This is a genomic window from Flavobacterium sp. LS1R10, from assembly GCF_003968825.1.
Taxonomy (GTDB): Bacteria; Bacteroidota; Bacteroidia; order Flavobacteriales; family Flavobacteriaceae; genus Flavobacterium.
The window spans coordinates 30004-42323 of sequence record NZ_RYDH01000005.1 but is presented as its reverse complement, the minus strand read 5'-3'; the positions used below and the strand labels follow the sequence as shown (position 1 = coordinate 42323).

The window sequence follows — 12320 nt, the reverse complement described above, 5'->3', positions numbered from 1 at the left end:
TGCAATAAAATCCCAAAACTACACTTTAGTTTTGGGATTTTTTTGCAAAACAACACAAAAATTTACTTTGTGAGTTCCAATTTTTCAGCAAAATAATCGCAAAAATCTTTCATCGTATCCGCCATTTTTTCATCATCAGTAGCACGCTTGAAAGTTTCAGACATTGCTACTAAAGTCTGGTGAAAGAAAATTTTCATTTCATCTACCGGCATTTCCTTCGTCCACAAATCAATGCGCATACTTTCTTTTGCTTTGCTATCCCAAATAGACAACATTATTGCTTTGGCTTCCTCCAGCTCTACTCCGCCATCTTTAGCGGTCCACATTAATTTTTCCGGAACCTTATTTTCATCTAATTCGATTAGAAACTTAATTTCTGAGGTGTGTGTATTTGACATTACTTTTTAGGTTTGTATTTTGATTGTTTAAATATTTCTTTCGCATCTTTTTTTAACAGATCTGCAATACCTGCATCCTTATTATTCATATAGGATCGCACTATTTGCCAACCGATCCAGGCACCAACCCGACCTGGAGATTCATTGTCTATTTCCAGATAAAACTTAGAAAATGGTGCTGGATTTATAAATCGTGGAATTAACTTTTGATCATTACTGTAAAGTAATTCTTTCTCAATAAAATAACGCCACATGTAACTTTCATTTTCTTGACACCATAATAATTGCTCTGGCGTATACCCTATTTTTTCGGCTTCTGTATACTTTGGCAAAAGCAAGTCTTTTAAATACAATTGTTTTCCACAATAAATCATCTGACTCAGCAAATCCTTATCTAAAACAGGAGGAATTTTACGTGTTGAAAAACTCGAAACTACATCTGGTGCAATCTGTCTTTGTTCAAAATTTTGTTTTAAATAATTGGGAAACTGATAAAATTTATGGTCTTTCCCTAAATACAATTCAAGTGAGATAATAACCAGACTGTCTGCATAAATGGCTTTATTATTATAGTCCATCTCAGCAATTACGGTAATCACTTTTGGTATTTTTGTTTCAGGAAAATAGTATTTAATATGCTTAAGCACACCTTCTAATTCTTCTTTTACCGGTTCAATATCAGCATATTTTTTTTGTACTTCCGTATATAATTCTCTCCAGATTGGATCCTGCATTTTATTCAGCCAAACGCTGTTGTCATTTCCTGGAGGAAAAAAGAAAGGAAACTCTTTTTTTATTTTCTCTAAGTCTTTTGGTGGCGTTTCAAAAAATATTATATCAAATCGTTCTAATTTTACTTGTACAGGAATTGCAGCAATAGTATTCTCTACTTTACTTTTCTTATCACATGACAAAAAAAAGAGGCAAAAGACGAGGGACAACAGATCTATTTTCATAATTATTAATTAAATTTGTTACCACAGAATTTAAGGAAACCCATCTGCAACTAATTTAGTGTGCAAATATACATTCCTACTTTTTAAAACGTAAACTATTATGACTAAAAAAAGGGCACTACCCGTCGAAAAAATAAATACTCTTATTGTAAATTGGTTAAAAACATATGCTGAAAATGCTAAAGTGAACGGATTTGTTATTGGGATTTCAGGGGGAGTTGATTCAGCGGTAACCTCTACACTATGCGCCCAGACCGGACTGCAGGTTTTATGTATTGAAATGCCCATCCATCAAGCGCAAAGCCATGTAACAAGAGGCCGGGAACATATCGAACAATTAAAAAAAAGATTCCCTAACGTAACTAGCGTGGAAGCTGATTTGACATCTGTTTTTGAGAGTTTCAAAAAAATAGTGCCCGGTAATCATTCAGATATTTCTAAAGTAAACCTATCCCTGGCTAACACCCGAGCTCGCTTAAGAATGACCACATTGTATTATTTTGCAGGCATTCATTGTTTATTAGTTGCCGGAACGGGAAATAAAGTAGAGGATTTTGGCGTTGGTTTTTATACTAAATATGGCGATGGAGGTGTTGATTTAAGCCCTATTGCCGACTTAATGAAGTCAGAAGTCTATCTTTTAGGCAACTATTTAAAAATTCCAGATTCTATTTTGAAAGCACCGCCCACCGACGGATTATTTGGAGATGAAAGAACCGATGAAGATCAATTAGGCGCCAGCTATAATGAGCTAGAGTGGGCAATGGCAGAAGATCACGCTGGAAAATCAATCGAAAATTTTACCGGAAGAGACAAAATTGTTTTTGAAATCTACAAACGATTAAACACTAATAATCAACATAAAATGACCGCAATACCAGTTTGTTTTATCCCAAAAGATTAAAGAAATGATATTTTATATTGATTTACAATTAATTACAGAATTTATTTATTAATTTTACATTTCCAATAATAAATAATTCTAAAAAACTAAAATCATGATTAAAGTATGTATAGCCGATAATTACCCCGTTGTGCATTTTGGAGTAAAATCTTACTTTAAAGACAATGCCGAGATATCAATAGTAGCCAATGTTGGTAACTTTTTGATGGTACGGGATATACTTTTAACAAAAGACATTGATGTATTGATATTAGACTTGGAACTGGAAGGTCTTTCCAGTATTTTTGAAGTGAAAGCACTTTTGAAAAATTTTCCAAAAACTAAAATCATTATCTTCAGTGGTCTTTCAGAACAGATTTATGCGCCAAATGCCATTAAAGCCGGAGTATCTGGCTTTGTGCACAAATCTGAAAAACTAGAAACCTTAGGTCAGTCGATTGTTAAAGTCCACCAAGGAAAAATAATCATGAATGAGACTGTAAAGAAAAATTTAGCCTTAATTGCAAAACAAAGCAAGAGTGAAAGATTGTATCGTAAGCTTTCCAACCGGGAAGTGGAGGTTTTGCGTTATCTAAGTGATGGAAAGAAAAACCACGAGATCGCGACTATTCTTAAACTAAATGAAAAAACGATTAGTACGTACAAATTGCGATTGTTAACAAAACTAAATGTTACTAATCTAGTAGATTTAGTAAACAAAGCAAAAACGTTAGAAATCGTTTAATACCATTGAGGCCTAACCACGTCTAGGCAATTTAAAAAAAAGAATGGATTACATGTGATTCATTACAATTAATAAAAGCGCTGTATCTCTGTATCAAATTTCAGAGATACAGCGCTTTTTGATTTATAGATTGTGTAGCCTTTAATGGTATCGTACCACAACTCGCCCTAATTTTTTTGAAAACTTACCTCGCAACTCTATATAACTCATTGCTAAAGACAATGACTCCATATTATCTGATTCCGGATCGTTAGAAACGGAGTTTTTCAACTCTTCAATAATCTCACTAAGCAGAAACCATCGTAAAGTAAGCAATGTGTCCGAAACATCCTGATTTAACATTTCTTCTTTACTTTTAGGGAAAATATTTTGACCAGTCCAATTGTGCAAAACATTTTTTTCCTCTTCCATTATAATATTAGTTACTTCATCAGGAACACCTGACTGGTAGTGATTTATATATTTATCAAGCCCAGAGTCCTCATTTTGCAAATAATAATCGATTAAATTTTTGTATATATCTCTAAATATAGGACTTGCAAATTCTACTTCATCATCTTGTAAACTCAAATATATTTTCTGAAAAACTTTTAATTCTTTTATTTCGGTAACGTCCACAATTTCTCCGTCGCTATTTGACTTTAATAAAACTTCTTCAAATTTTTCCGTCTTGTTACCATAAAGCAATAGGATTTCAATTATTTTACGTTCAAATCGATACAGTGAATCTACTTTGTCAGTCTGGACAGTATCGTCATTTTTAACATAGTCAAAGGCATTCTGCAATTGCTTTTGTTTGTGTTTTTTTTCAATTTCGATACCGTCTTTTTGGACTAATTGCGCCAAAGTGCTTAGTAAAACCTGCTCTGAAATATCCATTATTCTGGAACATTCCTGGATATAAATTTCTCGTTGAATCCTGTCCGGAATTTTCGAAATGCTGACGACCATGTCCCGTATAAGATCTGCTTTTTTGACGGGATCATTCTTCGCTTCATTCATCAAAAGAGAGGCTTTGAACTGAATAAAATCTTTTGCGTTATTCTCTAAGTATAAAACTAACGCTTCATAAGATGTTTTTTTTGCAAAACTGTCCGGATCTTCCCCATCAGGAAACGTACACACTTTTACATTCATTCCTTCCTCTAAAATTAGATCAATTCCACGCACAGAAGCCCGTAAACCTGCGGCATCACCATCAAAAAGCACTGTGATATTTTTTGTCAATCTGTTTATTAAACGGATTTGATCTGGTGTAAGCGCCGTGCCTGAGGAAGCAACCACATTTTCAATTCCGGATTGGTTGAACTGAATTACATCAGTATATCCTTCGACTAAATAACAATTATTTAATTTGGCTATTGATTGTTTGGCCTGAAAAATACCATACAGCACTTTACTTTTATGGTAAATTTCACTTTCCGGTGAATTCAAGTATTTTGCCGCTTTTTTATCGTTGGTAAGAATTCTGCCTCCAAAACCAAGTACTCGACCTGACATACTTTCTATAGGAAACATAACGCGACCTTTGAACCTGTCAAAAGGCCTGTCATCTCTGGGAATTGTGAGTCCGGTATTTTCTAGAAACTCTAATTTATAACCTTTCCCTAAGGCTTCTTTGGTAAAGGCATCCCAACTTTCAGGGGAATATCCCAAACTAAATTTCTTAATTGTATCCGCAGTAAATCCTCTTTCTTTAAAATAAGAATACCCTATTGCTTTGCCTTCTTCAGAATTGAACAGGGTGTTATGAAAATAACTTTTTGCAAACTCCGATACCAAATACATACTTTCCCGTACATCCGTAATGGCTTTTTCTTGATCCGTTTGCTCGGTTTCCTCAATTTCTATATTGTATTTTTTGGCTAAATACCGTATGGCTTCCGGGTAAGTGAAATGGGAGTGTTCCATTAAGAAAGCAACTGAATTCCCTCCTTTTCCAGAACTAAAATCTTTCCAGATTCCCTTTGCTGGGGAAACCATAAACGATGGAGAACGCTCTTCCGAAAAAGGACTAAGCCCTTTGAAGTTACTCCCTGCGCGTTTTAATTGCACAAAATCACCGATAACCTCCTCTACCCGAGCAGTTTCGAAAACAGTATCTATAGTAGCTTTTGTGATCAAATCTATTATTTTTTGAAATCCAAAGTTACAAAGTTTAACCTGAAAAATTATTGTTAGTACAAATAAAATCAACTCCTAGTTAAACTCATAAATCATTCCATTTGATAATTTAAGAAGTTATTAATGTTTTACAAATCAAAGAAACGCGCTAAATCATCATTTTAAATCAGTTAAAAAAGTTATTAGTTTTTAACATTCTTTTATATTTAATAAATTAGACGTTATTTTGTAATTGATCCCCCCAATCTACATTACAACTTATTGATAAAGAAACAATTACTTTAAAAAACCTATATCTATGATGCAAAATAATTGTTAATTAATCAATTACACCAAGAACCTATGCCTGTATTTGACAAGAAAAAAATAAGCGAATTATTTGAAAACAGAACTATTCAAGAGGAATTCAATACGGTTTTATTATTTGCATCCGAGGTATGCGAGATGCCTCTTGCATTTATTTCATTAACAGACTCTATTAGTCCCATAATAGTTACAAAAATAGGTTTTGATTATATTCCCATCTCTCCTACTATTATTGCACTTAATGAGAATACCATCCAGCAAAATAAAATTAAAATTATCTCAGACATTAATAAAGACATTGATGCTCCTCCCGAAAATTTAAATTTAATAGCTTTTTTTGCGGGTTTCCCTATATGTTTTAATGAAAATCTAGTCATTGGAACTCTTTGTATTATGGATACTAGCCCTAGAGAGCTTTCTGTAATGCAGTTAAAACATCTAAAATATACTGTGCTACAAATCCAATCTTTATTAAAATTACATATTGAAAACCAGAGCTTACAAAAAACAATCAAAGAACAGGACACTCAATTTCAATTATTTATTGACAATTCAAAAGAAATTACTTACGAGCTTAACCTAGAAGGAATAATCACCTATGCTTCAGACAACTGGACTAAATACCTAGGCTATGAGAATAAAGATATTTTAGACAAAAGCAATACTTCTTTTTTACATCCTGACGATTTAGAAAATTGTAAAACTTATTTAAGTGAAGCAATTGAAACCGGAAAAAACGAAAGTGAATTTACCTATAGAATTCTTCATCAAGAAGGTTATTATGTTTGGCATTCCACACGTTTAAAATTATCTCAAAAAAATGGTCTGCCAATTTTTATAGGAAACTGTAGAGACATTACGGAGTATATTGAAATTCAACAAAAGCTAGTATTACAAAAAGAATTTTATGAAAAAATATTGGACAGGCTCCCAACGGATGTCGCCGTTTTTGACAGCAGTCATACCTACACGTATTTAAATCCAGCCGCTATAAAAAAAGAGGAGCTACGAAAATTCATTATAGGAAAAAACGATTTTGAATATGCAAAACATACTGGCAGAGATGATACCTTTGCAAAAACAAGACGCATCCATTTTCTAGAAGCCATAGAATCCAGGAATACAATTGAGTGGGAGGATACTATAGAACATCTTGATGGCACAAAAACCTATCATACCCGAAAACTAACTCCTGTTTTTCATGAAGATGAAACCCTAGAAATGATGATAGGATTTGGTGTAGATATCACTGAAAGTAAAAAAACCCAGCAAGAAATTATTAAAAGCAGACAGCTTACTAAAAGTATAATCTACAATATAGCTGTGGGAATTATAGTCCAAGGCCCTGACTCAGAAATATTAGAAAACAACAAAGCAGCCTGCGAAATGCTAGGACTCACAGAAGACCAATTACTTGGAAAAACATCCTACGACGAGCACTGGAAGACAATTCATCTTGACGGTACTTTATTTAAAGTGGAGGATCATGCAGTCCCTCAAGCAATCCAGACACTAAAGCCAATAAACAATGTCATTATGGGAGTCTATAATCCCACACTTAAAAATTTAGTATGGTTGTTGGTTGATGCCGTACCCGTACTTGGAAAACACAATGAATTACTTTTCGTAATATGTTCCTTTATTGACATATCGGCACAGAAAAAGCAGAAGATGCTTTAAAAGAAAGTAACGAGCGCTTTTCTTATTTTAGCAAGGCTACTTTTGATGCCATTTGGGATTGGGATTTGACCACTGACAAAATTTATGTCGGAGATGGGTTTAAAACGCTTTTTGGTTATACATTTAAGAAAAATGTACTAGCAGCTAGTTTGCTTAATAATTTTTTACATCCGGATGAGAAAAAAGCTGTTTTTGAAAGTCTAGATGTGGCTGTTAAAAGTCAAAATAATGTATGGTCCCATGAGTATCGTTATAAAAAAACAGATACTTCCTATGGATTCGTAAATGACAAGGCCATAATCATTCGAAACAATGAAGGTAAAGCCATACGGATGATTGGTGCAATGCAAGAGATCACTAAGGAGAAGATACTCAAAGATGAATTACAACAAAGCCAAGAACAGTTTAAAGATGCTTTTGAATATTCGGCAGCAGGAATGGCGTTAATAGACATTGATGATAATTTTGTAGAAGTCAATGAAAAACTTTGTGAAATATTAGGCTATTCTAAAAAGGAATTTGCGTCCTTAACCTCTCAAGAAATAACTTATCCAAAAGATTTAAAAAATGATTTTATTTTGAAAGAGCAATTAAATTCCGGAAAAATCTCTAATTTCAATTTAGAAAAAAGATTTATTCATAAAAATAAATCTGTCATTTGGATGTATATATCTGCTTCAATAATTAAAAGCAGTCGAAACAAAACGAAGCGTCATATTTTCCAGATGATCAATATAACAGATCGGAAAAGGATTGAAAAACAAAACAAAATATTATCCGAAGAAAATAACAGGATCAAAACCATTCAGCTCAACAAAGCTAAAAATTTATACCGTCTTTTAGCTGATAACACCGTTGATTTAGTTTGCTTGCATAATACAGACACCTCTTTCAAATACGTTTCTCCTTCTATTGAAAAACTATTAGGATACACCCCACAATCTTTAATAGGGAAATTTCCTGTAGATTATGCCCATCCTGACGATATTGAGGAACTTCAAAGTCACATCATAGGCTTTCTAACAGAAATGGAAGACATAGCAATTCAGATCCGATTTAGAAACATAAGCGGCGATTATATTTGGTTTGAAATTAAGGCCAATTTAGTTAAAGAAAATGGTGTTACAATTAGCTTTCATTCCTCAAACAGAGAAATTACCACCCAAAAAGAAGCCGAAGAAAAAATTGAAAAAGCATTACTGAAAGAACGCGATTTAAATGATCTTCGCACGAATTTAGTATCCACAATTTCACATGAGTTCAGAACGCCTATGACAACCATCAGAACTAGTGCTGAACTAATAAGTCTTTACTTAGAACATGAAAAAATAGAAAATGCTCCCCGTTTGCAAAAAAGAATTGATTGTATTATTGAAGAAATTGATCGCATTGTTCAATTGATGAATGCCGTGCTAACGATCTCAAAAGAGGACTCCGGAAAAACGAATTTCGATCCTACCGAATTTGATTTAAAACAAATTTGCCTAGATGTGATCGAAATAAGTTATCCCGATCAATTAATTGGAAGAAAAGTTCAAACCTCCATCAAAGGCGATAATTTTCGAGTTATGGCAGATCAAAAACTGATGGAATATACTATTTTCAACTTATTAAACAATGCCTTTAAATATTCAGAAGGCTTTGGTGATATTGAGCTAAATTTATGTGTCATCGAAAAAACTATTTGTTTAGAGATTATTGATTTAGGTATTGGAATTCCAGCCGAAGATCAACCAAAATTATTCAATACTTTTTTTAGGGCCAGTAATACCGATGGAATCCAAGGAACTGGATTAGGCCTCTATATCGTAAAAACATTTACAGAAAAAAACTCAGGAACAATTCAACTTGAAAGTAAATTAGGAAAAGGAACTAAGGTAACCCTTGAATTTCCAGTACACAATTAGAAGGAATCTCAACCAGCAGAGATTCCTATTTCCTGAAAAAAAGCCGTTTGAGACAAAATTATTCTATGTTTCTAAACCACAAACTTCAACGGCACGTGGACTACTTTCTTTGTTTCAAAGAATTCATCTTCAAAAAAATCAGCTAAATTATATTCCGTCGCTTTAGGAAAATCTTTTAATTCTTCAGTTAAATCGCCTCCTTTTAAGTACAAAATTCCGTTTTTCAATTCGTGTTTGTTGTTCTTTTTGATTTTGGTTTTCACCCAAGAAACAAAATCCGGCATATTGGTCACGGCACGACTCACAATAAAATCAAAATCTCCTTTTACATTCTCTGCTCGCATTTGCTCAGCTTTAACATTTTTTAATTCCAATCCCTCGGCAACAGCCTGAACCACTTTTATTTTTTTTGCAATAATATCTATCAAATAAAAACGCGTTTCCGGAAAAAGAATCGCCAATGGAATTCCAGGGAATCCACCTCCTGTTCCCACATCAAGGACATACGTTCCCGGTTCAAATTGTATGATTTTGGCAATCCCCAACGAATGCAAGATATGTTTGGTGTATAAGGCATCAATATCTTTTCTGGAAATAACATTTATTTTTTCGTTCCAATCATGGTATAAAAAATCCAATTTTTCAAACTGTTCTTTTTGAATATCCGTTAAATTAGGAAAATGCTTCAGAATCTCATTCATCTTTTAATTTTTTAACAAAAGTAATACTTTAGAGTTAAAATATTTATCTCAATTTTGTATATCCAAAAATTTATAATAATTACCTTTGACCTTTATTGATTTTTTTATGACAGATACGCTACCAACATTTGCAAAACAAGATAGCCTGAAATTTTTCAGAACACTTAACTCACGGGTAAATACTTACTTTAAAGAAAACAACATCCAAAAGACTGGAAACTGGAAACTTTATTTAAAAACTATCATTTTGATTACGGTTTTCCTGGCGCCTTATTTTTTAATTCTGACATTAGGTATGCCTTTTTGGGCACATCTTCTATTAACAATTGTTATGGGAATTGGAATGGCTGGAGTGGGAATGAATGTCATGCATGATGGAAATCATGGCTCCTATTCCAATAAACACTGGGTCAATAAATTTATGGGAGGAACTATTTATGTTCTGGCAGGAAATGTCTACAACTGGCAAGTTCAACATAATGTTTTGCACCATACGTACACAAACATTCCAGGTCACGATGAGGATTTAGATGCCGGGCGAGTAATCCGTTTTACAAAAGAAGCAACATGGTATAATTTTCACCGTTTTCAGCAATATTATTCGGTATTTTTATATGGATTATTAACGTTCAACTGGGCTATTACAACTGATTTCAAGCAGATGAAAAGCTATTTAAAGCGAAAATTATCTTACGGAGAAGCAAAAAGCCCAAAAATACTTTGGACCACTTTAATTATCACTAAAATAATTTACGTTTCTATTTGGATCGTGTTACCAATCGTTATTGGAATCACATGGTGGAAAGTTCTTATTGGATTCTTCCTCATGCATTATACCGCAGGACTCATATTAAGTGTTGTATTCCAATTAGCACACGTTGTCGAAGAAACGACCAATCCTTCTCCTAATGAATTAGGAGAAATGGATAACACTTGGGCGATTCACCAATTGTTTACCACCACCAATTTTGCACCAAAAAATGCCATTGTCAACTGGTACACCGGTGGATTAAACCACCAAATAGAGCACCATATTTTCCCAAATATCAGTCACGTGCATTATGGGAAAATTGCGAGTATCGTAAAGCAAACCGCCCAAGAATGCAACTTGCCGTATTACGAATACAAAACGATGCGAAGTGCTGTTATTGCTCATTTTAAGCATTTGAAAGAATTGGGAATGAAACCAGAACTTACATAATCATTCAAAATCACAACATCTAGAGATGCTCTGCAGTGCATCTCTACATTGCATCTTTACAGTGTATATATACTAATAAACTAACTACAACCTATTACAATGAATCCATTATCCGATAGAATAAACAATTTATCTACATCTCAAACATTAGCAATGGCAGCTTTGGCCAGAGAATTAAAAGCACAAGGAAGAGACATTATCAGTTTAAGCTTAGGCGAACCAGATTTCAATACGCCAGACTTCATCAAAGAAGCGGCGAAAAAAGCGATTGACGAAAATTACAGCACCTACTCTCCAGTAGAAGGATATGCTGAATTAAAAGAAGCCATTTGCAGAAAATTCAAAAGAGACAATAATTTAGAGTACAAACCCTCTCAAATTGTAGTGTCAACCGGAGCAAAACAATCCTTATACAACATTGCTCAAGTAATGCTAAACGACGGTGACGAAGTAATTTTACCGGCTCCTTACTGGGTTTCGTATTTCGAAATCGTAAAATTATCAGGCGGAATTCCTGTAGAAGTACCCACTTCTGTAGATACGGATTTCAAAATCACACCAGAACAATTAGAAGCAGCAATTACACCAAAAACAAAAATGATGTGGTTTAGTTCCCCTTGTAACCCAAGCGGATCGGTGTACAACAGAGACGAATTAACGGCTCTTGCCAAAGTGTTGGAAAAACACCCACATGTATATGTTGTTGCTGACGAAATCTACGAGCACATTAATTTCTCCGGAACTTTTTGCAGCATCGCATCCATCCCGGGAATGCTAGAACGAACAATTACCGTAAATGGAGTAGCCAAAGCTTTCGCCATGACAGGTTGGAGAATTGGATATATTGGCGCACCAGAATTCATTGCAAAAGCGTGTACAAAAATTCAAGGTCAAGTAACAAGCGGTGCGAATAGTATTGCACAACGTGCTACTATTACCGCAGTAGATGCTGATCCAAGTGTTCTAAAACACATGGTGGACGCTTTCCATAGCCGTAGAGATTTAGTCGTTGGATTATTAAAAGACATTCCAGGAGTAAAAATCAACGTTCCCGAAGGTGCTTTTTATGTATTCCCAGACGTTTCTTCTTTTTTCGGAAAAACATTAAAAGGAACGTTTATCAAAGACGCCAATGATTTCTCTATGTACCTTTTGGGCGAAGCAAATGTAGCAACCGTAACCGGTGACGCTTTTGGAAACCCAAACTGTATCCGTTTTTCTTACGCAACAAGCGAAGAATTACTAATTGAAGCCTTACGCCGAATCAAAGAAGCTGTAGCTCTTACTGAGGTTCCTGCATAATATAAAATTTGTTTCAAGTTTAAAATAGTTTAAGGTTTAAAGTTTTAACGCTTTAAATTTTAAACTATTTTTTTTTGAGGCATGCCCCGCAGAAAAGGCGGGTCGGGCTATCCGTTG

General features: G+C 34.1%; 10 protein-coding genes. 6 read left to right on the top strand and 4 right to left on the bottom strand.

Annotated features, from left to right (window positions below; genetic code table 11):
- Positions 1 to 62: 62 nt before the first annotated feature.
- Both gldC and gldB read right to left on the bottom strand, forming a co-directional pair.
- Complete coding sequence (gene gldC, locus EKL96_RS10090; protein WP_126452671.1) at positions 63 to 398, bottom strand: gliding motility protein GldC; 336 nt, start codon at positions 396 to 398, stop codon at positions 63 to 65.
- Positions 398 to 1354, bottom strand: coding sequence for a gliding motility lipoprotein GldB (gene gldB, locus EKL96_RS10085; RefSeq protein ID WP_126461699.1), 957 nt, complete (start codon positions 1352 to 1354; stop codon positions 398 to 400). The genes gldC and gldB overlap by 1 nt, the downstream gene beginning before the upstream one ends.
- Positions 1355 to 1454: 100 nt before the next feature.
- Between gldB and nadE the strand changes: the two genes are divergently transcribed.
- Complete coding sequence (gene nadE, locus EKL96_RS10080) at positions 1455 to 2258, top strand: NAD(+) synthase (protein ID WP_126461696.1); 804 nt, start codon at positions 1455 to 1457, stop codon at positions 2256 to 2258.
- A gap of 94 nt (positions 2259 to 2352) precedes the next feature.
- Entirely contained in the window at positions 2353 to 2982 is a 630-nt protein-coding gene (locus EKL96_RS10075; RefSeq protein ID WP_126461693.1) for a response regulator transcription factor, read from the top strand.
- A gap of 141 nt (positions 2983 to 3123) precedes the next feature.
- Here the strand turns inward: EKL96_RS10075 and dnaG are convergent, their stop codons facing one another.
- Positions 3124 to 5106: a DNA primase gene (gene dnaG / locus EKL96_RS10070; RefSeq protein WP_126461690.1), complete on the bottom strand. Its 1983-nt coding sequence runs from the start codon at positions 5104 to 5106 to the stop codon at positions 3124 to 3126.
- Between the two features lie 342 nt (positions 5107 to 5448).
- On the opposite strand from dnaG, the gene EKL96_RS10065 reads away from it, so the two are divergent.
- Positions 5449 to 7092, top strand: a complete 1644-nt coding sequence (locus tag EKL96_RS10065; protein ID WP_126461687.1) for a PAS domain S-box protein — start codon at positions 5449 to 5451, stop codon at positions 7090 to 7092.
- Positions 7062 to 8999, top strand: a complete 1938-nt coding sequence (locus EKL96_RS10060) for a PAS domain S-box protein (protein WP_255416377.1) — start codon at positions 7062 to 7064, stop codon at positions 8997 to 8999. Before EKL96_RS10065 ends, EKL96_RS10060 begins: the two co-directional genes overlap by 31 nt.
- Positions 9000 to 9070: 71 nt before the next feature.
- Here the strand turns inward: EKL96_RS10060 and rsmG are convergent, their stop codons facing one another.
- A complete protein-coding gene (rsmG, locus tag EKL96_RS10055) occupies positions 9071 to 9700 on the bottom strand; it encodes a 16S rRNA (guanine(527)-N(7))-methyltransferase RsmG (protein WP_126461679.1) in 630 nt (209 codons plus the stop codon).
- A gap of 106 nt (positions 9701 to 9806) precedes the next feature.
- Between rsmG and EKL96_RS10050 the strand changes: the two genes are divergently transcribed.
- Both EKL96_RS10050 and EKL96_RS10045 read left to right on the top strand, forming a co-directional pair.
- Positions 9807 to 10901, top strand: coding sequence for a fatty acid desaturase family protein (locus EKL96_RS10050; RefSeq protein ID WP_126461676.1), 1095 nt, complete (start codon positions 9807 to 9809; stop codon positions 10899 to 10901).
- 99 nt (positions 10902 to 11000) lie between these two features.
- Complete coding sequence (locus tag EKL96_RS10045; RefSeq protein ID WP_126461673.1) at positions 11001 to 12203, top strand: pyridoxal phosphate-dependent aminotransferase; 1203 nt, start codon at positions 11001 to 11003, stop codon at positions 12201 to 12203.
- The last annotated feature ends 117 nt before the right edge of the window (positions 12204 to 12320 follow it).